Here is a 20,250-nt window from a genome sequence, read left to right as displayed (position 1 = left end):
CGGCATGCCCCGCACTCCCAACCTCAACGGGTTCCTCTATTTCGAAACCGTGGCGCGGCGGGGCACCATCACCCGCGCGGCCGAGGAACTGTCGGTCTCGCCCTCGGCGGTCAGCCAGCAGATCAAGCTGCTGGAACAGCAGCTTGGCGTCCGGCTGTTCCGCCGCGAGGGGCGACTGCTCAGCCTGACGCTGGAAGGCGAGCAGCTGTTCCAGACCTCGGCCACCGCCCTGCGGATGCTGCGCGACGCCCGCCGCCACCTCGGCAAGACGCGCGAGACCTACCGGCTCAACCTGCGCGTCTCACCCAGTTTTGGAGTGCGCTGGCTGGGCCCGCGCCTGTCGGATTTCGTGGCCCGCTATCCCGACTGGGACCTGCGCGCCGATGCCGCCCCGGACCCCACCGATTTCGACCGCGAGGTGATGGATCTCGATATCCGCTACGGCACCGGGCAGTGGGCGGGCTACCATGCGCAGGCCGTGGTGCAGGATCATGTGCTGCCGCTCTGCAGCCCGGACTACCTCGAAGGTCTCGGCAGTGGCACACCGGGCGAGATGTTCGACAAGGCCCGGCTGATCGACAGCGCCCGCGCGCTCTGCCAGTGGGATTTCTGGCTGATGCACACCGGGGTCGAGACCGGGGCCAACCGCAAGACCATCCTGATGGACCGCTCGTCGATGGCGCTGCAACTGGCGCTCGACGGGTCGGGCATCGTGCTGGAATCGCTGGCGCTGGCGCTGCCCGAACTGGCCGAGGGGCGGCTGGTGCCGGTGACGCCTTCGCTGCCCGTCTTGCGCTTCCCGGCCTACTGGGCGATCTGCCCGGCCCGGAACCTCAACCGCCGGGCGGTGCGCCGCTTCCTCGGCTGGCTCGACGAACAGGTGGCCGCGCACGAGGCGGAATTGCATTCCGTGCTCGACCGGCTCGGCCTCTTCATGGAAGACATCTCGCTCGAGGCAGACCGGCCCTCGGGCCGCGTCGGGCAAACCTGAGGCGCCCGTGCCTCAGTGAATGAGCGACCCGCCGTTCACGTCCACCTCAGAGCCGGTCACGTAGGCCGACAGCTCCGACGCGAGGAAGAGGGCACAGCCGGCCACGTCCGACGCCTCGCCGGCGCGCCCCATCGGGATGCCGGCCAGGATCTGCTCCTTCATCTCGGGGGTCAGCTTGCCTTGCGTGATGTCGGTGGCGATGAAGCCGGGGCAGATGGCGTTGGCGCGAATGCCGTCGGGCGCCAGTTCCCGCGCCATGGCCTTGGTCAGGCCCAGCACCCCGGCCTTGGCGGCCGAGTAATGCGGGCCGCCGAAGATGCCCCCGCCCCGCTGGGCCGAGACCGAGGACATGTTCACCAGCTTGCCCGATTTACGGCCCCGCATGTGCGGGATCACCGCCTGGCTCATGTGCAGCGTGCCCAGCAGGTTCACGTCGAGCACGGCGTCGTAATTCTCGTGCCGGATGTCCATGATCTTGAGCGGCTGGGTGATGCCGGCGTTGTTGACCACGATGTCGATATGGCCGAACGCCTCGATCACCGTGGCCGCCGCCGCGTCGCAATCGGCCCGGCGGGTCACGTCGCAGGCCAGCCCGATATGCCCCTCGCCAAGGTCGGCCGCCGCCTCCTCGGCCTGGCCCAGGTCGAGGTCGAGGATCGCCACGCGGCAGCCATGCTCGGCAAAGAGCCGCGCCGTGGCCTTGCCCAGCCCCCGCGGGCTGGCCGCGCCGGTGATGATCGCCGTCTGTCCGTCGAGAAGTCCCATCCGTCGCTCCTGTGATGCGGCCCCGTGGCCGGTCAGCTTTCGTGCACCTGCTTGCCGGTCAGCGCCGCGTAGGCGCGGACCACCTTGCTGTCATCCTCGGCCCCGTGGCCCAGCCCCGAAGCGCCGAGGAACATCTGGTGCGCGGCGGCGGCGAGTGGCAGCGGCACGGCATTCTCGCGGCCCGTCTGCAGCACCAGCCCGACGTCCTTGACGAAGATGTCGACCGAGGAGGTGCAATCGGGGTCGGCCTGCATCATCCGGGGGCCGCGATCCTCGAGCATCCAGCTTTGCCCGGCCGAGCCGGTGACGATCTCGAACAGTTTCTGCGGGTCGCAGCCCGCCTTCGCCCCCAGCGCCAGCAGTTCGGCGGCGGCCGCGAGGTGCACGCCTGCCGCAAGCTGATGCACCACCTTGTAGGTCGCCCCCATCCCCGGCGCGTCGCCCAGCCGGTGCACCGTCTTCGCCACCGCCTCCAGCACCGGGCCGGCCCGCTCGAACGCCTCCGGCGCGCCCGACGCCATCACTGTCAGCGTACCGGCCTCGGCCCCCTTCATGCCGCCCGACACCGGCGCGTCGAGCATCTGGTGCCGGCCCTCCTCCAGCGCCGTGCCGAGCGCCCGTGCATCCGACGGCGCCACCGTCGAGCACAGCATCACGGTCGATCCGGGGTCGAGCGCCGCCGCCGCGCCGCCGGTGCCGAATAGCACGTCCTGCGCCTGCGCCGGCGTCTGCACCATCACCAGCAGCAGGTCGCAGCCCTCCGCCGCCTCGGCCACGCTCGCCGAGGGCGTCCCCCCGTCCCCGGCGAACCGGGTCAGCGCCCCCTCCGACAGGTCGAACCCCTTCAGGCCGATCCCGGCCTTCAGGATGTTGCGGGCCATCCCCTGCCCCATGTTTCCCAACCCGATGATCGCGGTGCCCGGCATGTTCACTCCTCCAGCCATGTCTTGACGCGCGCGGTGATGCTGCCGACCGACAGCCCGTACTGCTCGTGCAATGTCGGCAGCGCACCCGCATCGAGATACTCGTCGGGCAGCGCCACCTGCCGGAACGGCACATGCACCCCGGCCCGCATCAGCGCGCCCGCCACGGCCTCCCCCAGCCCGCCGGTGATCGAATGGTTCTCGGCCGTCACCACCATCCGCCCGCCCTTCCGGGCCTCGGCCACGATGGTCTCGGCATCGAGCGGCTTGATGGTCGGCGAATGCAGCACCGCGCAGGACACGCCGTCGCGCGCCAGCGCCTCGGCCGCGTCCAGCACCCGCATCGTCATGAAGCCCGACGAGATGAACAGCACGTCCGAACCGTCGCGAATGGTCTGCGCGCGGCCCAGCTCGAACCGGTAGCCATACTTGCCCAGCACATCCGGCACCTTCCCCCGCAGAAGCCGCATGTAGACCGGCCCGGGCGTGTCGGCGATGGCCCGCGTCGCCTGGTCGATCTCGACCGCGTCGCAGGGGTCGACCACCGTCAGGTTCGGCATCCCCCGCATGATCGCCAGATCCTCGGTCGCCTGGTGCGAGGGGCCATACCCGGTTGTCAGCCCCGGCAGCGCGCAACAGATCCTGACCGGCAGGTTCTCCTCGGCAATCGCCATGGCGATGAAGTCATAGGCCCGGCGCGAGGCGAATACGGCGTAGGTGGTGGCGAAGGGCGTGAACCCTTCCCGCGCCAGCCCCGCCGCCGCCGACATCAGCACCGCCTCGGCCATGCCCATCTGGTAGAACCGGTCGGGGTGGGCCTGGGCAAAGACATGCAGGTCCGTGTATTTCGACAGGTCCGCCGAGAGCCCCACGATATCCTCGCGCGTCTTTGCCAGGTCGACCAGCGCATGCCCGAAGGGGGCCGCCACCGTCTCGCGCCCCTCGGCATCGAGCGAGGCGATCATCGCCGAGGTGGCGAGATTCTCCCCCTCCGGCACGGACCGGGGTTCGTATTTCGACTTGCGGCGGGAATGGGCGGGTATGGTCACAGCGGTTTCCCCTCGTCCAGCACGGCCAGCGCCTTGGCCCATTCATCCGCCTCGACCCGGATGAAATGGTTCGATTCCCGCTCCTCGAGGAACGGCACGCCCTTGCACATCTTCGTGTTGCAGATGATCACGCGCGGCTTCGCCTCGGCATGGTTCCGGGCGTTGTCGAAGGCCTCGACCAGCGCATCGAGGTCGTTCCCGTCCACCTCCTGCGCGTACCAGCCGAAGGCCGCCCATTTCGGCGCCTCCGCCCCCACGGCCAGCGCGTCGCGCGTGGGCCCATCCGCCTGCTGGTTGTTGAAATCGACGATGGCAATCAGGTTGTCGAGCTTCCACTGCACCGCCGACATCACCGCCTCCCATGTCGAGCCCTCGCCCAGTTCGCCATCCGACAGCATGTTGTAGACAAAGGCCGGGTTCTTCTTGCGCTTCAGCCCCAGCGCCGCGCCCACGGCAATGCCCAAGCCATGCCCCAGCGAGCCGCCGGTGATCTCCATCCCCGGCGTATACGCGGCCATCCCCGACATCGGCATCCGGCTGTCATCCATCCCGTAGGTCGGGATCTCCTCCTCGGGCAGGATCCCGGCCTCGATCATCGCCGCGTAAAGCGCGATGGCGTAATGCCCGATCGAGAGGTAGAACCGGTCGCGCCCCTCCCATTCCGGGTCATCGGCGCGGTAGGTCATCGCGTGGAAGTAGGAGGCCGCCAAAACGTCGGCGACCCCCAGTGCCTGCCCGATATATCCCTGCCCCTGCACCTCACCCATCAGCAGCGCATTGCGCCGGATCGCCCAGGCCCGCCGCGGCAGGCTCACGTTGGAACCGGATGTCTCGCTTCGGGTCTGCACGCCGTCCCTCCCCTGACGTCTGAGCCGGATGCCCGCAAAAAGCCCCGTGACGCGCCATCTGGCAAGCGAGGTTTGGTTAAGGGATGTGAAGCAGAACTTAAGCTTTACGTTCGAAATAATGATGGTTTGGCGCTTCCCCCCTTGGCTATGGTCCAAGCGAACCGCAGGCAAAAGGACAGCACCAGTGAACCTCTCCGCCATGCTCGCCGCCCGCGCCGCCGAAGGCAGACCCGTCCGCATCGGCCTGATCGGCGCGGGCAAGTTCGGCTCGATGATCCTTGCGCAGGCGAAACACATCGAGGGCTACCACGTGGTCGGCGTGGCCGATCTCGACATCGGAAAAGCCCGCGAGTCGCTTGCCCGCGTCCATTGGGAGGAGGACCAGTACGCCGCCCCCTCCCTTGCCGAGGCGTATGAGAGCGGCGCCACCCACATCACCGACGACGCCGCGACACTCTTCGATTTCGACGGCATCGAGATCGTGATCGAGGCCACCGGCCACCCCCTCGCCGGCATCCGCCATGCGCTGGCCGCCATCGAGGCGGGCAAGCACGTGGTCATGGTCAATGTCGAGGCCGACGTGCTGTGCGGGCCGATCCTGGCGGAAAAGGCCCGCGCGGCGGGGGTGGTCTATTCCATGGCTTATGGCGACCAGCCGGCGGCGATCTGCGAGCTGGTCGACTGGGTCCATGCCAGCGGGTTCGAGCTGGTGGCCGCCGGCAAGGGCATGAACTTCGCCCCGCCCTATCGCTATTCCACGCCCGACACGGTGTGGGATTTCTTCGGCTGGTCCGAGGAGGAGGTGGCGAAGGGCGACTTCAACCCGAAAATGTACAATTCCTTCACCGATGGCACCAAGGCGGCGATCGAGATGGCCGCCGTCGCCAACGCCACCGGACTGGACTGCCCCGAGGACGGGCTGGCCTTCCACCCTGCCGGGCTGCAGGACCTCGCCACCGTGTTCAAACCGCAATCCGACGGCGGGCAGCTTGCCAAGCCCGGCCTCGTAGATATCGCCGCCAGCCGCGAGCCGGACGGGCGCGTGGTGCTCAACAACATCCAGTGGGGCATGTTCGTCACCTTCCGCGCGCCGGATGAGTATACCCGCGCCTGTTTCCGGCAATACGGTCTGCTGACCGATGCCTCGGGCTGGTACGGCTCGATGTGGCGGCCGTTCCACCTGATCGGGCTGGAAACCTCCGTCTCGGTCCTCTCCGCCGTGCTGCGGGGCGAGGCGACGGGCAGCTCCACCCGCTACCGCGCCGATGCCGTGGCCACGGCGAAGGGCGATTTCGAGGCGGGCGACATGCTCGACGGCGAGGGCGGCTACAAGGTTTGGGCCAAGGCCATCCCGGCCCGGCTGTCTGCGGCGGAGGATGCGCTGCCCATCGGCCTTGCCCACCACATCAAGCTGAAACGCCCGGTGAAGCGCGACCAGGTCATCACGCTGGCGGACGTGGAGATCACCGAGGACCACGATATCTTCGACATGCGCAAGGACCTGAAACGCCTGCTGGAAGGGTGACACCGATGGCCCACGATCTCGACACCGCGCTGGCCGGCATCTCCGGCATCCTCGTGACGCCTTACGACGACGCGGGAGAGATCGCGCCCGCCCGGCTGGCGCCGATCCTCGACCGGGCGTTGGCCGCGGGGGTGCACATGCCCGTCGTCAACGGCAACACGGGCGAGTTCTATGCGCTGACCACCGACGAGGCCTGCACCATGGTGCGCGAGGTGGCGGCCCTGCTGGACGGCCGCGCGCCCCTTATCGCCGGCGTCGGGCGCGGTGTCCGCGACGCCTGCCGCCTGGCCCGTGCCTCGGCCGAGGCGGGGGCGGCGGCCCTGATGATCCACCAACCGCCCGACCCCTTCGTCAGCCCGCGCGGCACGGTCGATTACGTCCGGGCCATCATCGACGCGGGCGGCGGCCTGCCGGTGATGCTCTACCTGCGCAACGACGCGATGGGCACGCAGGCCATCGCCGAGCTCTGCGCCCTGCCCGGCGTCAAGGGCGTCAAATGGGCAACGCCCAACCCGCTGAAGCTCGCCGCCGCCATCGACGCCTGCGATCCCGGTATCACATGGGTCTGCGGCCTGGCCGAGATCTGGGCGCCGCCGCTCTATGCCGTGGGGGCGCGCGGCTTCACCTCCGGGCTCATCAATGCCTGGCCCGAGCGCTCCGCCGCCATCCACGCCGCGCTGGCCGCGGGCGACTATACGCAAGCCAACCACCTCATCGCCGGCATGCGCCCCTTCGAGGAGATCCGCGCCGAGGAGATGAACGGCACCAACGTCACCGTCGTCAAGGCCGCGCTCCTCGCCCAGGGCCACGATTGCGGCCCGACGCGCCCGCCCTCCGCCTGGCCCCTGACCGACGCGCAGCAGGCCCGGCTCGACGGCTTCCTTGCCGGCAACGGCCTGGCCTGATCGGACTCCCAGTTGGCCCAAGGGCCCAATCGGCGTACGCTGCCCAAACAGGCAGGAGAGGGGCAGGCACTCGATGGGCATGATCTTCAGGCTATTCCGAAACGTGGTCTTTCTCGGGTGGCTTTGCTTTGCTCTGGCCTCCACCACCCTTGCAGCCACCGTCTGGGCCGTCCAGCTTACCGCTACGGTCGCCACCGTCAGCGCCAAGGCAGCGGCCACCGCCGTGGCCCATCGGCGCCAACTGACCCGTGCCATTGCCCGGACCAAGGCCAAGGCCCGCCTGCGCCGCCTCATCGCGGCCGTTCCCATCGCCGGCCTTGGCGCCATCGCCTATTTCGAGGAGCGGGACTTTCAGGAATGGAAGCGGGACAACCCGGACGGCACTCGCGCAGATTACACCTGCGAGGTCGCGGAACTCTCCGCCGAAGTCATCGACGAGGTGCTGCAGGATCTTCCCGGATCCATGCGCCCCGGTCCCGAGCAGGTGAAGGGCTGGCTTCCGAAATGCGAATGACACCAACCTAGGCGCCATTCCGCCCAAGGTCTCTGACATTCCCGCAACACTTCCTCGACCCACCTGCAACACCCCGTTGCCGCAACGGGTGAGTCGCCCGTAAGCAGGTGTCTGTTGCCAATGCTCAGCATGAGAAAGGGACAACCCATGTCGAGCGCTCTTATCCTTGTCGGACTTGTTGCCGTCGGTGGCCTGCTGCTGGCCCTCGTGCGTACGGTCAAATGACCGCCCGCACCCGCCGGCCGCACGCCTCCTGACGCCGCCACCGGCCCACCCGGAAACCAGAACCCCCTGACGCGCGAGCGACCGCGCCGCCCTTACCCCTTTGCCAGGAAGGCAAGGATCACGAGGTCGGCCGCGGCCCCGCTCAGCGCCATGGGAATGTCGTGCACGATCGACAGGCGCGTGAGCGCCTGCAGGTCGACATCGCTGCCATGCGGCGCCATCGGGTCGGCAAAGAAGACCACCGCGTCAAGCTCGCCATTGGCGACCAGCGCGCCAAGCTGCTGGTCGCCGCCCATCGAGCCGCGCTGCAGCCGCTGCACCTGCAATTCCGGGCAGGTTTCGGCCAGCATCGTGCCGGTGCCGCCGGTACAGATCAGCCGGTGCCCCGCCAGCGCCGCCCGGTGCCGCAGCACCCAGGCCCGCAGATGCGCCTTGCGCGCATCATGCGCCACCAGTGCGAACTTGCGCGGGGCGGTCGAGCGGGCCTGCGCGCGTGCCGTGATCGACAGGATGGCGCGCACCTGCTCGACGAAGCTCTCCCCCGCCCGGAAGGCGCCGGCGAAGGCCGCCGTGCCCACGGTGAACCCGGCCGCGCCCGCCTCGGCCACCGCGCCGATCCGCGCCTCGCTGTCGATGCTGCCGGCCACGATCACCGGCTTGCTGACCGCCAGCGCCACCTGGCCCATCAGCCCCGGCACGTCGCCGTCGAAGCGGTAGGCCAGAAGGTCCAGCCCGTGCACGTGCTCCAGATCGGCCAGCGCCCGGGCCGAGGCCACGATCTCCTCCGCCGGGCCTTCCAGTACGCTGGGATGGCCGGTGATCCGCCCCGGGAACGGGTAATAGCGCAGCGGGTGATCCCGGATCACCTCCGTCACCGCCGCCGCCCGGGTGCCGCCCAGCAGGCAATCCACGTCCAGCGCCACCGCCGCCCGGGCCGAGTTCAGCTCGCTCTCCTCGTCAAGGCTCACCACCTCGAGATAGGACCGCCCGCCGGCCTGCCGGATGGTCCGCGCCAGCCCCCGCAGCTCCTCGAAGGGCAGGCCCACATCCTTGAACCCGATATGCCGCGCCCCGCCTTCGAGCGCCTGCTCCAGCCGCTCGGCCGCGTCGGGGATCGTCCGGTCATTCTCGGTCAGCATGAGGATGAAGTTGAACGCCATCGGTCAAACCCTTTCCGAAGTGATCGGCGCGGCGCCGGTCCACCGCGCCGCGCTCTCGACAATGGCCAGATGATCGCATCCCCGCGATACCTCCGCCAGCGCCGCCACGTGGCCCAGCGCTTGGCCCACCGGCAGACCGGCCGCGATGAGCGCGGCGAACACGTCGCCGATGCCATGCGGCACGTCCCATTCCTTCGCGCTCCGGTACAATTCCGCTCCGGTCTCTGACACCGACAGCACGCCCGTCTCCGCCTCCCCAAGCGGGGGCGAGGTCACATGCACCACCGGCACGCCCAGCGCCGCTGCCGCTTCCCTCGCCCCGGCCAAATCCGCACAGTCCCGCCCCGTCAGCCAGCCCAGCTCGAACAGGTTCGGCGTCACCATATCGGCCAGCGGCACCAGCCGGTCCCGCACCGCCTCGGCCACGTTTTCCTTCACGTAAAGCCCCTTCGGATGATCCCCGAGGATCGGATCGACCACCACTCGCACACCCGGCGCCGCCGCCCTCATCCGCTCCACCAGCCCGACCGCCGCCTCGACATGCCCGACCCCCGGCATGTAGCCCACCAGAACGCCCGCGTGCCCGGCCAGCCAGCCATTCGCCTCCAGCGCCCCGACCATATCCGTGATCCGCTCGGGCGCGACGGCCGTGCCCGCCACATGGCGCCATGCCGGATGGTTCGACAGCACGATCGTCGGCACGCCCGTCACCTCGACCCCGAGCAACTGGCACACGGGCTGCCCCGCCGACAGCCCCACATGCCCCATCGCCACCACGCTCGACAGGATCAGCACGCGCGCCACCTCAGAACGCCCCCATGCTCAGCCCCGCCGCCAGCGCCTGCCCCAGGTCGCGGCATTTCGCCAGTTCCGCCTCGGCAATGGTCTTCTCGGCCAGGATCTCCTCCGGCGTCTGGGCATGGGTGCAGACGATCAGCGGCTCCTGCACCTCCCGCAACCGCCAGCCCTGCGCGATCCGCGCGATCTGGCGCACGGCGTTGGTGCCGTCCGACCCGGCGCAGACCATCTGCGCATAGGGCCGCGCCTCGATCCGGCCCAGCACCGGGTAATAGCAGCGGTCGAAGAAATCCTTCATCACCCCGGCAATCGCCGCCAGGTTCTCGGGCGCGCAGAAGATATACCCGTCCGCCCGCAGCAGGTCGTCCGGCCCGGCCTCCGCCGCCGGTTTCAGCACCGTCGGCGCCTCGCCCTCGGCGGCCCCGGCGGCGGCTTCCGCCATCTGCCGGCTGCCCCCGGTCTTCGAGTGGTAAACGATCAGAAGTTCTGTCATGCCGCAAACCTAGCGCCCCCGCCGCCGGCTGACCATATCCGGTGTCCGGGCTTGCCCGGCGCGGCGCTCAGGGTTAAAACATTCACAACACCGAATATAAACGGGAGGGAGACAGCAATGACCATCACCAGACGGCAGGTCCTGAACAGGCTGGGAATTGCGGCCATGGCCTCCGGCCTCTCCGGCCTCGCCACCCGGGTCATCGCCGCCGGCACCAGCCGCGAGGTCATCACCGCCAGCGACGGCCATCTCGTCCTGCCCGGCGATTTCGTCTTCGACGGCATGGACGAGGAAAAGCTCGCCCCGATCCTCGACCGCCACGACATCTCCCGCGAGGAGATCCGCCAGCCCTGCAACGTCACCCTGCTGCGCGACGGCGAGAGGGTGATCCTGTTCGACGCGGGCGCGGGCCCCCTCTTCATGCCCAGCGCGGGCGATCTGGCGCTTACGCTCGACGGGCTCGGCATCGCACCCGAGGACGTCACCGACATCGTCTTCACCCATGGCCACCCCGACCATCTCTGGGGCGTGCTCGACGATTTCGACGAGCTGCTCTTCCCCGAGGCCGCCTTTCATTTCGGGCAGGCGGAATGGGAGTACTGGTCAGACCCCGACACCGTCGACACGATCGGCGAGGCCCGCGCCGCCTTCGCCGTGGGCGCCCAGCGCCGGCTCGACGCCATCGCCGGAAAGACCAGCTTCTTCACCGATGGCGACGAGGTGCTGCCGGGCATCATGGCCCATGCCACCCCCGGCCACACCCCGGGCCACATGTCCTTCGAGATCGCCACGGGGGGCGACCCGGTGCTGGTGGCGGGCGACGCGGTGACGAACGCGCATGTGAATTTCGAACAGCCCGGCTGGCCCAGCGGCTCCGACCAGGACCCCGATCTTGGCGCCGAAACCCGCGCCCGCCTGCTCGACCGGGCCGCCACCGACGGGCTGCGCCTGATCGGCTTCCACCTGCCCGGCGGGGGCATCGGCCGGGTCGAGCGCACGGGCGACGCCTTCCGCTTCGTGGAGGACGGGGCATGAGGCTCCCGGCCCTCGCCGCCGCCCTCCTCCTCGCCACCGCCGCGACGGCCAGCGAGCGGATCGCCGACAAGTACCCCGGCTCGATGCTCTATGACGCCCCGGTCGAGGTCATCCCCGGCGTCTGGTCGGCCATCGGCGCGTCGGCCCCGCCCACCTACGAGAATTCCGGCCACAACAACAACCTCAGCTTCATCGTCACCGGCGAGGGCGTGGTGGTCATCAACGGCGCCGCCGCCTACGGCCTTGCAAAGGCGCTGCATGACGAGATCAAACGCATCACCGACCAGACCGTGACGCTCGTCTTCAACGAGAACGGCCAGGGCCACGCCATGCTGGGCAACAGCTACTGGGCCGAACAGGGCGTGCCCATCGTCGCCCACGAGGACGCGGCGCAGGAAATCGAGGAGTATGGCGGCACCGTGCTCGAGGGCATGAAGCGCTACAATCGCGAAAAGGCCGAGGGCACCACCGTGCAGGGCCCCACGGAAACCTTCTCCGACGCATATATCGTCGAGATGGGCGATTTCCGCATCGAGGCCCGCTATCTCGGCCCCGCCCACAGCCCCGGCGACATCGTCGTCTGGCTGCCCGACCAAAGCCTCGTCATCTCGGGCGATATGGCCTTCCACGAACGGCTTCTGCCGATCTTCCAGCACACCTATACCGCCGACTGGCTGGAGACGTGGGAGACCGCATTCGAACCGCTCGGCGCCACCTACGTGATCCCCGGTCACGGCCATCCGACCAACATGGCGCAGGTCCGCCGCTACACCCGCGACTATCTCGTCTATCTCCGGGGGAAGATCCGCGAGCATATCGACGCGGGCGGCGAGCTGGCGGATGCCTATTACGTCGATCAATCCCCCTATGCCCATCTCGACACGTTCGAGGAACTGGCCACGAAGAACGCCGGCCGGGTCTACGAGCAGATGGAGTGGGAATAGCGCCTCAGCCGGCCACCGGATGCCGGGCCGCGCCCCGGTTCAGCAGCGCCTGCGTCGCCATCGCGCCCAGCCACATGCAGAACACCGCCACCCATGCGGTCAGCGCCATGATCGCCCCGCCCGACAGGCCCGCGCCCACCGCGCAGCCGCCCGCCAGCATCGCCCCGAACCCCATCAGCCCGGCGCCGAGCAGGTAGCGTTCCATCGGCGTCTCGGCCCCGAACCGCTCCACCCGGAACGTCCCGGTCAGCAGCGCCATGACGCCGGCGCCGGCGAACACGCCCGGCACCAGCCCCACGCCGAACCCCGCCGGCAGCCGGGTACTGTTGACCAGTCCCATCAGCGTGTCCGTCGCCGGCCCGGTGAACGTCACCGACGAGATCGGCACCACCTCGAACGAGACCCGCGCCACCGCGCAGGTCGCGGCCCAGCCCAGCGCCACCGCCAGCCCGACCACCGCCGCGGCCAGCGCGTGGCTCACCCGCACGCCCCGCCACCACGCCAGCCCGAAGGACAAAGCAAGCCCGGCCACCGCCAGCGTCGCCGCCCCGCCCGCCTCCAGCCCCGTGACCGCCAGCAGGTTCCGCGCCGCGCCCCCCGGCACCAGCCAGAGCCGCCCCAGCGCCTCCCGCGCGGGCGCGAGGACCCCGCGCAGCGCCGATTGCGCCACCAGCGTCAGCACCAGTCCGGTCACCAGCGCCCTGAGGTTCCCCGTCGCCGACAGCACCAGCAGCCGGCTCGCACAGCCCCGCGCCAGCATCATGCCCGCGCCGAACATCAGCCCGCCGATCACCGCGCCCGACAGGCTGCCGGTCGCGGCCAGCTGGCGCGACTGCGCCACCTCGAACCAGCCCAGCGCCACCGCCCCCTGCACCAGCGCCACCGCGGCGAAGAACGCCACCAGCCAGATCGACAGCCGCGGGCCAAGCTGCCCGCCCGTCACCTCGGCCACCGCCGCCCGCAGGCAGAACCGCGAATGCTGCGCCGCCGCGCCGAACAGCACGCCCACCGCCAGCCCCGCCATCATCAGGACCGCGCCTTCGCCATAGGTGTCGACAAGGGTTTCCAACATACCCGGGTCCTACCCCCGGCCGGAATCCCACGCCTTGATATGCATCAATTGGAATATGTTTGAGGCGCTATTCCAGCGCCTCCTGCACGATCGCGTCGAGGAATTCCTGCACCTCCTGCATCTCGCCCTCGGGAAAGGTGCGGTAGCCGATCTGCACCGCGCCGTCCCGGTCGATCACGAAGATCCCGTAGGGGCAATGCGCGATGTTCAGCGGATCGGCCTCCATCATCTTCCGCGACAGGCTGGCGGAACAGAACTGCATCACCACCGCCCCGTCATAGAGCACGACATCGCTGCCCACGTCCTCGCGCGTGCGGGCCAGCATCTCGCCCACGTCGCTCACGTGATCGACGACCAGCCCCTGCCCGATGATCGCGTTTTCCAGCGCGAAGGTGGCATCCTCGTAGCTGCCGTCGAAATCGTAGGTCACCGCGTCGTCCGCCGCCGCCGGCATCGCGGCCAGCACCAGCGCTGTCACCAGGTATCTCATGCCCGCTCCTTTCGCCGCACCCGAACCTGACCCCATCATGCCAGACGCGCCCCGGTCACGCCAGCCACACCCCCGGCTTCTTCTTGGGCCAAATATCCCCGCCGGAGGCATCCGAACGCGCGTCGCAGAACCCCCGCCGCAAACCGGGCGCAGAGGGCCAGCCCATCACTCGAACGTCGCCAGGTAGGCCGCGATCGCCGCCCGGTCCACTTCCGATTTCAACCCGGCGAAGGCCATCTTCGTGCCCTTCAGGAACCCCCGCGGATCGGCCAGGAACGCGCCCAGCGCCTCCTGGGACCAGACCAGCCCCTCCGCCGCCGCCGTCTCCAGCGGCTTGGAATACCGGAACCCCTCGACCGCCCCGGCGGCCCGGCCCACCACGCCGTTCAGGTGCGGGCCAACCCGGTTTTTCGCGCCCTCGCCCACCTGGTGGCAGGCCTTGCACTTGCGGAACACCTTCTCGCCCTCGGCCACCAGCTCCGGGTCCGACGCGGTATCCGTGGCCGCCACCTCGACGGCGTCCTCGGCCACAACTTCCCCGCCCTCATCCTCGGGTGTCACGTCCAGCACGTGGGCGCGCATGGTGATCTCGACGCTGTCCTTGCAATCCTCCATGCAGGGCTCGTCCGTCCAGAAATGCGCCTCCGCCTCTTCCCGGTCATCGACGATGAACCCGTCGGCATTGGGCATGGCCACCTCGAGGAAATTCTCGTCCGACAGCACGAAATCCTCCTCCACCAGGTAGTTGGAATAAAGGATATAGGCGGTGATCGCGTAGACCTCGTCATCCGACAGGCTCTGCGCATCGCCGAAGGGCATCGAGCGGTGCACGTAATCCCACACGGTCGAGAGGTAGGGCCAGTAGGAGCCCACGGTCTTCACCGGATCCTTGTCGGCCAGCGTGCCCTCGCCCCCGGCCAGCTCGGGCCAGTTGCCCACGCCTTCCGCGAACTCGCCATGGCACGCGGCGCAGCGCTCCGAGAAGAGCCGCTCGCCGTCTTTCACCGAGCCCTGCCCCGCGGGCAGGCCGGTGCCGTCTGGATGCACGTCCAGGTCCCACGCGGCAATCTCCTCGGGCAGCGCCGGGCGGCCAAGGTCGTACTGCCCGGCCATTGCGGGCCCGGCCAGTCCAAGGCACAGGCCCAGTACAACCCATTTACGATACCTCGACATTCTCCGCCTCCCCGCTTTCGCGCACCCACCATGTCTGGATGCCGTTATTGTGGTAGATCGAGTTCTCGCCCCGCACCTCGCGCAGAGCCGCCTTGCTGGGCTGCACGTATCCCGTCTCGTCCATCGCCCGGGATTGCAGCAGCATCTCCGAGCCGTCCCACTCGGTATCGAGGTAGAACCGCGTCAGCGCCCGCGCCTCGCCGGGCCGGGCCAGCCGGGCCGTCTCCCACGTGCGGCCGCCGTCCTTTGACACGTCCACCCGGGTGATCGCCCCGCGCCCCGACCACGCGAGCCCGGTGATCACCATCGGCCCCGGCCCGTGCGGGATCGGCGATTGCGGGCTGGGCGCGGTCACGACGGATTTCGCGTCCATCTCCCATGTCCACTTGCGGCTCGTGCCGTCGGCCAGCGTGTCGGTGTACTTGCTGGTCTCCTCGCGGCTTTCCACCGGCGCATCCGTCACCTCGACCCGCCGCAGCCACTTGATCCAGAGGTTGCCTTCCCAGCCCGGCACCACCAGCCGCACCGGGTAGCCATGCTCCTTCCTGAGCGCCTCGCCATTGGCCTTGAACGCCACCAGCACGTCATCCAGCGCCTTTTCCATCGGGATCGACCGGCCGTTCGACGAGGCATCGGCGCCCTCGACATAGACCCATTTGCCTTGCGCGCTGTAGCCCGCCTCCTCGAGGATCGTGCGCAGGGGCACGCCGGTATATTCCATGTTGTGGATCATGCCATGGGTGAACTGCGCGCCGTTGAGCTGTGCGCCCGCCCATTCCATGCCGGAATTCGCCGCGCATTCGCAGAAATAGACGTGGTTCTCGCGCGGGAAGCGCGTCAGATCCTCGTAGGTGAAGACCAGCGGCGTCTCGACCAACCCGTTGATCATCAGCCGGTAATCTTCCTTGCGCAGCTCGATCGCGCCGGAATGGTGCCGCTCGAAGGCACAGCCCTGCGGGGTGATCGTTCCGTCCAGCGCGTGGATCGGCGTGAAGTTGATCGAGCTGATCGTGTCGGCGGTCAACCATTCCACGTTCCGCCGGATCACGTCATCCTCGAACCGGATCGGCAGGCCGTAGGGCGTGGCATCCACCCCCTCGCCCAGCCCGGCGGCCCAGTCCTGCACCTCGGTGATCAGCGGATCGGGCGCGCCGGCCCGTGCCGCCCCGGCCCCAACCGCCACCGCCGCCGCCGCGCTGCCGCCAAGGAACGCGCGGCGCGAGGTGGGTTTGCTTGCGAAACTGTCGGACATCGCCCGCCCTCCTTCACTCGCCCTCGACGCCGGTCACCGTCACGCTGTCGGCCCCGCCGACCGTGACCGTGCCCAGCTTGCGGATATGGTTTTCCACCACGTCCCAGATCGGCGGCCCCTCGGTGCCCTCGTTGACGCTGGCCCAGCCGGCCACCACGTAGCTCCGATCCGCCTCGATCGCCTCGCCGCTGCCAAGCAGGGTCAGGTCGGAGATCCGCTCGCCCTGCGGTTTCGAGACGTCGATCCGGTAGCCCAGCCCGCCGGTCCGCACCATGTCGCCGCCCTGCTGGTAATAGGGGTTGGGGTTGAAGATGTTGTCGGCCACGTCCTCCAGCACGACCTTCAGGAATTCACCCGTCATTTCCGTGCGATAGGCCTCGGGATAGCTCATCGAGGTGACGTTCCAGATATCCTCGCGCGTGATGTCGTCGCCCGGTATCAGGCTCGGCCCCCAGCGCACGCCGGGCGACAGCGCGATCTCCGCCTCCCGCTCCGACAGAAGCGCGTCGCAGATCAGGTCGTCCCACGTGCCGTTGAAATTGCCCCGGCGGTAGAGCAGGCTGTCGGACTGGCCGATCACCTCGGCCATCTCGGTATCAAAAGGCGCGCGCTGTTCGTCGATCAGCGCTGTCATCCCGGCATCCGGCTCGATCACATCCGAGAAGACCGGGATCAGCTTGTGCCGGAAGCCCATCATCCGCCCGTCGCGCACGTCGAGATCCACCCGGCTGACGAATTTCCCGTTCGACCCGCTCGCCACGATCATCGTCTCGCCCACCAGCACCGGCTCGGGCAGGGCATCGTGGGTGTGGCCCGACAGGATCACGTCGATCCCCTCGACCACGGTGGCCATCTGCTTGTCGACGTCGAAGCCGTTATGGCTCAGCAGCACGACCAGCTCGGCCCCCTGCCCGCGCACCTCGTCGACCATCTCCTGCATCCGCTCGTCGCGGATGCCGAAGCTGTAATCCGGGAACAGCCAGCTCGGGTTGGCGATCGGCGTGTAGGGGAAGGCCTGCCCGATCACGGCGATCCTGGTGCCGCCGCGCTCGAAGAACTCGTAGGGCGCGAACTCCTCCGACGGCTCGTCCCACTCGGCGTCGAAGATGTTCTGCCCCAACGCCGCGAAGGGCAGCCCCTCGACCAGCTCGCGCACCCGGTCCTGGCCCAGCGTGAATTCCCAGTGAAAGGTCATCGCGTCGGGCTTCAGCGCGTTCATCACGTTGACCATGTCCTGCCCTTCGGTGTGATGGCAGGTGTAGGAGCCGTGCCAGGTATCGCCGCCATCCAGCAGGATCGCGTCGGGCCGGTCGGCGCGGATGGCGTTCACCACCGTCGCCACGCGGTCCATCCCGCCCATCCGGCCATAGGCCCGCGCCAGCGCGGTGAAATCGTCATAGGTCAGCGCGTAATGCGCGGGGCTGCCATCCTCGATCCCGTACAGTTTCCGGAAGGCGGCGCCGGTGACATGCGGCACCTCGCCCTTGTTCGCGCCCACGCCGATATTCACCTCCGGCTCGCGGAAATAGACCGGTTTCAACTGGGCATGGATGTCGGTCACGTGAATGAGGCTCACGTTGCCGAACGTGTCGAACTGCAGAAGTTCGTCCTGCGTCAGCGCCTGCTGTGCGGCCAGTTTCGACCAGTTGCCGAACCCGCTGGCGCCCACCAGCGCCGAGGCGGCCATCCCGACCTGAAGAAAATCGCGGCGTGAAATCATGTTATGCGCTTCCTGACCCGCCTTGACATGCGGAATATTGAATGTGTTCAGACAAGGAAAACCCCGCACCGCGCGCGCGATGCGGGGCTCCACTCAGTTACGAACCGACGGTGCCTCGACCGACAGGCCGTTGCCGCGGCTGGCGACATACAGTTCCAGCGCCACGAATTCGGGGCTGCCGGGGCTGTAGGTCTCGGCGCGGGTGTCGCGCACACAGCCCTTGAAGCGGGCATGCACCGTGTTCAGCTTGGCGTTCTTCAGCCGGTAGACCGGGAAGCCGTTGATCTGCCCCTGGCTCAGGTGGTCGGCGCGGATCATGTTGCCATAGTTGTTCTCGTGGCAATTGGCACAGCTCAGCTCGAGCTGCCCGGTGCGGGTATAGTACAGCTCCTTGCCCGCCTCCCACGTGCTCTGCGCCGGGCCGTCGATGGCCACGTCCACCGGCATCCCGCGGGACTGGAGCGAGATCAGCGCCTCCATGTTGGCCATCTCGCCGCTGGTGTAGCCGTAGGGCTCGGCGCCCATCTGGTCTTCCCGGCAGGCGTTGATCTGCTGGGCCAGTGTGCGCACCTCTCCGGCGGCCTCGTTCCATTTCGGATAGACGGCGCGGACGCCCGTCATGCTGTCTTCGGGGGCGTCGTGGCAGCTGGCACAGGATTTCTCGGCGCTGCCCTCGACCGTTTCCCACTGTTCCATGCCGATATCGACGAACACCATGCCGGGGTTGTCGAAATCATCCATCTCCAGCGCCTGCGTCTCGTCCGACCGGAAATGCCAGCCCGAGATGATCTCGCTGATCCCGGTCTCCTCCATGTGGGCGGGCGCCTCGGTCTTGGTGACCATCTCGGTCTCGCCGTTGATCACCAGCGTGTCGTCATCCGGCCCGGCCAGCGCCAGCCCCGGCGCGACAAGCAGCGCGGCGGCGGCGGTGAGTGCTTTGAGTTTCATCTAATCCTATCCTCCCTGGCGTGGTCCCGCGCCCTCTTTGCCGGGGCGCGGAACTGGCTTGCAGATCCTCAGCCGACCTCGATCGCCTTGGTTTCCTCGTAGACCGAGCCGTCATCGTCGTTCCAGACGAACTTGAACTCACCGGCCTCGGGCACCGTGGCGTCGAACTCGAAATACGGGTTGGTCGAGATCGCGGGCTCCATCTTCACGTCGATCACGGTCTCGCCGTTGAAGGTACAGGTGAAGTGGTTGATGATCGAGCGCGGGATCTTGTTGCCGTCGCTGTCCTTGCGCTGACCCGATTCCATCTTGTGGCTGATCAGGGTCTTGATGGTGATCACCTCCCCGGCCGAGGCCGACGAGGGAACTTTCACGCGGGGGCGTACACCTTTTGCCATCTGTCTTGTCTCCTAATGCCTCAGCCGCCGCAGCCGCCGATGGTGACTTTCACGGCCTTGGTGGCCTTTGCAAAGCTGCCATCGGCCAGTTTCGCCACCGCGATCACGTCCTGCGAGGTGGCAAGGCGGATGCGGGTCTTGGCGCGGGTGGCCCCGGCCAGCGGGCCGAAATTGAACGTCGCCACGGGCGGCACGGGGTTGCCCGCCGCCAGAACCATGATCGCCGTCGCGCCCTCGGCGCCCACCTCGATCGGCACCGTGTTGCCGTTCTCGGCAATCTCCGGGGCGTCGAGATCGACGCCGCCCTCGGCCACGTCGGCCCCGCCGGTGAACTCGGCGATCAACTCGTCGGTCGTCGCGGCGAATGCCGGCATCGGCAGCGCGGCCACCGTGGCGGCGGCCGCCCCGATCACCAGCGTTTCGCGTCTCGTGAATTCCATTGTCATCTCCTCTGGGTGTCTCCGTCGCAGGACGTCACTCTTCCTTCTGGGTCATCAGGAAGGCCACGACATCCTCGATCTGTTGTGCGGTCAGCAGGGGCGGAAGCGACTCTTCGCCCGCCTTGCCGGTAAAGGCGTCGCCGGGGCGGATGAAGCCGCTGCTCTTGTAATAGGCGGGCATCATCGATTCCGGGAAGGTGTTCTTGGCGTTGCTCACGATCCCGCGCAGCTCGGCCTCGGACCAGCGGTCGCCCGCCCCGTCCAGCACCGGGCCGATCTCGCCGTGGAACGGCGCATCGCTCAGCGCGCTGACCTGGTGGCAGGAGATGCAGTTGCCCATCGACTTGGTCTTCATCACCATCGCGCCGTTCTCGGCATCGCCCTCCGCACCGGACAGCGAGGTTTCGACCTCGCCGTATTCTCCGAAGGTCACGTCGTCAGGGGCGACCTCGTCGGCTGCCGCGCTGACCGCCGTCATCAGTACGGCCGCGCAAGTTGCTGTGAGTATCCGCATGTGTCCTCCCGTTACACATTCATGTTTTTATATACCATAGCTCGGCAGGCCGCGCCCGGGCAAGAATA

At 68.3% G+C, this 20,250-nt stretch carries 22 protein-coding genes; 6 read left to right on the top strand and 16 right to left on the bottom strand.

The genetic code is table 11. The features are described 5' to 3' along the window. Positions 1 to 4: 4 nt before the first annotated feature. The gene (locus ACO07J_RS05155; protein ID WP_422026922.1) at positions 5 to 991 is read left to right on the top strand and encodes a LysR substrate-binding domain-containing protein; all 987 of its coding nucleotides are present in this window, start codon (positions 5 to 7) and stop codon (positions 989 to 991) included. Positions 992 to 1,003: 12 nt separating this feature from the next. On the opposite strand, the gene ACO07J_RS05150 is transcribed toward ACO07J_RS05155, so the two are convergent. Genes ACO07J_RS05150 through ACO07J_RS05135 form a run of 4 tightly spaced genes read right to left on the bottom strand, consistent with a single transcriptional unit; the run spans position 1,004 to position 4,495 of the window. Then, the gene (locus tag ACO07J_RS05150; RefSeq protein WP_422026920.1) at positions 1,004 to 1,756 is read right to left on the bottom strand and encodes an SDR family NAD(P)-dependent oxidoreductase; all 753 of its coding nucleotides are present in this window, start codon (positions 1,754 to 1,756) and stop codon (positions 1,004 to 1,006) included. A gap of 32 nt (positions 1,757 to 1,788) precedes the next feature. After that, on the bottom strand, positions 1,789 to 2,682 hold the full coding sequence (gene ltnD / locus ACO07J_RS05145; RefSeq protein WP_422026918.1) for an L-threonate dehydrogenase: 894 nt from the start codon (positions 2,680 to 2,682) through the stop codon (positions 1,789 to 1,791). Positions 2,683 to 2,684: 2 nt separating this feature from the next. Beyond that, positions 2,685 to 3,728, bottom strand: coding sequence for a transketolase family protein (locus ACO07J_RS05140; protein WP_422026916.1), 1,044 nt, complete (start codon positions 3,726 to 3,728; stop codon positions 2,685 to 2,687). After that, positions 3,725 to 4,495 carry a transketolase gene (locus ACO07J_RS05135; RefSeq protein WP_422029705.1) on the bottom strand — a complete coding sequence of 257 codons (771 nt, stop codon included), beginning with the start codon at positions 4,493 to 4,495 and terminating at the stop codon, positions 3,725 to 3,727. Before ACO07J_RS05135 ends, ACO07J_RS05140 begins: the two co-directional genes overlap by 4 nt. 265 nt (positions 4,496 to 4,760) lie before the next feature. Between ACO07J_RS05135 and ACO07J_RS05130 the strand changes: the two genes are divergently transcribed. From ACO07J_RS05130 to ACO07J_RS05120, 3 genes are all read left to right on the top strand, one after another. Further along, positions 4,761 to 6,101, top strand: a complete 1,341-nt coding sequence (locus ACO07J_RS05130) for an NAD(P)H-dependent oxidoreductase (protein WP_422026914.1) — start codon at positions 4,761 to 4,763, stop codon at positions 6,099 to 6,101. Between the two features lie 5 nt (positions 6,102 to 6,106). Beyond that, positions 6,107 to 7,006: a dihydrodipicolinate synthase family protein gene (locus ACO07J_RS05125; protein ID WP_422026912.1), complete on the top strand. Its 900-nt coding sequence runs from the start codon at positions 6,107 to 6,109 to the stop codon at positions 7,004 to 7,006. Positions 7,007 to 7,079: 73 nt separating this feature from the next. Then, complete coding sequence (locus tag ACO07J_RS05120) at positions 7,080 to 7,520, top strand: hypothetical protein (protein ID WP_422026911.1); 441 nt, start codon at positions 7,080 to 7,082, stop codon at positions 7,518 to 7,520. Between the two features lie 317 nt (positions 7,521 to 7,837). Here the strand turns inward: ACO07J_RS05120 and ACO07J_RS05115 are convergent, their stop codons facing one another. From ACO07J_RS05115 to ACO07J_RS05105, 3 genes are read right to left on the bottom strand one after another with little or no spacing between them, the layout of a single operon-like run. Then, the gene (locus ACO07J_RS05115; RefSeq protein WP_422026909.1) at positions 7,838 to 8,905 is read right to left on the bottom strand and encodes a methylglyoxal synthase; all 1,068 of its coding nucleotides are present in this window, start codon (positions 8,903 to 8,905) and stop codon (positions 7,838 to 7,840) included. Positions 8,906 to 8,908: 3 nt separating this feature from the next. Continuing rightward, the gene (locus ACO07J_RS05110; protein WP_422026907.1) at positions 8,909 to 9,709 is read right to left on the bottom strand and encodes a pyridoxal kinase; all 801 of its coding nucleotides are present in this window, start codon (positions 9,707 to 9,709) and stop codon (positions 8,909 to 8,911) included. A 1-nt stretch (position 9,710) separates the two neighbouring features. Further along, on the bottom strand, positions 9,711 to 10,196 hold the full coding sequence (locus ACO07J_RS05105; RefSeq protein WP_422026905.1) for a flavodoxin family protein: 486 nt from the start codon (positions 10,194 to 10,196) through the stop codon (positions 9,711 to 9,713). A 117-nt stretch (positions 10,197 to 10,313) separates the two neighbouring features. Here ACO07J_RS05105 and ACO07J_RS05100 point away from each other — a divergent pair, with 117 nt between their 5' ends. Next, on the top strand, positions 10,314 to 11,231 hold the full coding sequence (locus tag ACO07J_RS05100; RefSeq protein ID WP_422026903.1) for an MBL fold metallo-hydrolase: 918 nt from the start codon (positions 10,314 to 10,316) through the stop codon (positions 11,229 to 11,231). Then, entirely contained in the window at positions 11,228 to 12,175 is a 948-nt protein-coding gene (locus ACO07J_RS05095) for an MBL fold metallo-hydrolase (RefSeq protein ID WP_422026901.1), read from the top strand. The genes ACO07J_RS05100 and ACO07J_RS05095 overlap by 4 nt, the downstream gene beginning before the upstream one ends. A gap of 4 nt (positions 12,176 to 12,179) precedes the next feature. Here ACO07J_RS05095 and ACO07J_RS05090 read toward each other — a convergent pair whose 3' ends face one another. From ACO07J_RS05090 to soxX, 9 genes are all read right to left on the bottom strand, one after another. Then, complete coding sequence (locus ACO07J_RS05090; protein WP_422026899.1) at positions 12,180 to 13,247, bottom strand: YeeE/YedE family protein; 1,068 nt, start codon at positions 13,245 to 13,247, stop codon at positions 12,180 to 12,182. 67 nt (positions 13,248 to 13,314) lie between these two features. Beyond that, a complete protein-coding gene (locus ACO07J_RS05085) occupies positions 13,315 to 13,737 on the bottom strand; it encodes a DUF302 domain-containing protein (protein WP_422026897.1) in 423 nt (140 codons plus the stop codon). A gap of 165 nt (positions 13,738 to 13,902) precedes the next feature. Further along, positions 13,903 to 14,910 (bottom strand): c-type cytochrome, encoded by a 1,008-nt coding sequence (locus tag ACO07J_RS05080; protein WP_422026895.1) that lies wholly within the window; start codon positions 14,908 to 14,910, stop codon positions 13,903 to 13,905. Continuing rightward, a complete protein-coding gene (gene soxC, locus ACO07J_RS05075; RefSeq protein ID WP_422026894.1) occupies positions 14,894 to 16,162 on the bottom strand; it encodes a sulfite dehydrogenase in 1,269 nt (422 codons plus the stop codon). The genes ACO07J_RS05080 and soxC overlap by 17 nt, the downstream gene beginning before the upstream one ends. Before the next feature lie 13 nt (positions 16,163 to 16,175). Continuing rightward, positions 16,176 to 17,882: a thiosulfohydrolase SoxB gene (gene soxB, locus ACO07J_RS05070; protein WP_422026892.1), complete on the bottom strand. Its 1,707-nt coding sequence runs from the start codon at positions 17,880 to 17,882 to the stop codon at positions 16,176 to 16,178. 93 nt (positions 17,883 to 17,975) lie between these two features. Beyond that, a complete protein-coding gene (gene soxA / locus ACO07J_RS05065; RefSeq protein WP_422026890.1) occupies positions 17,976 to 18,830 on the bottom strand; it encodes a sulfur oxidation c-type cytochrome SoxA in 855 nt (284 codons plus the stop codon). 68 nt (positions 18,831 to 18,898) lie between these two features. Continuing rightward, entirely contained in the window at positions 18,899 to 19,228 is a 330-nt protein-coding gene (soxZ, locus tag ACO07J_RS05060; RefSeq protein ID WP_350127996.1) for a thiosulfate oxidation carrier complex protein SoxZ, read from the bottom strand. 20 nt (positions 19,229 to 19,248) lie between these two features. Next, entirely contained in the window at positions 19,249 to 19,668 is a 420-nt protein-coding gene (soxY, locus tag ACO07J_RS05055) for a thiosulfate oxidation carrier protein SoxY (protein WP_422026887.1), read from the bottom strand. Between the two features lie 34 nt (positions 19,669 to 19,702). Further along, positions 19,703 to 20,182, bottom strand: coding sequence for a sulfur oxidation c-type cytochrome SoxX (soxX, locus tag ACO07J_RS05050; protein ID WP_422026885.1), 480 nt, complete (start codon positions 20,180 to 20,182; stop codon positions 19,703 to 19,705). Positions 20,183 to 20,250 lie beyond the last annotated feature (68 nt).

Origin of the sequence: Roseovarius sp. (assembly GCF_965228755.1) — a bacterium.
Classification (GTDB): Bacteria; Pseudomonadota; Alphaproteobacteria; order Rhodobacterales; family Rhodobacteraceae; genus Roseovarius.
The sequence above is the reverse complement of the archived record's forward strand: the minus strand, read 5'-3'. Positions and strand labels throughout refer to the sequence as shown.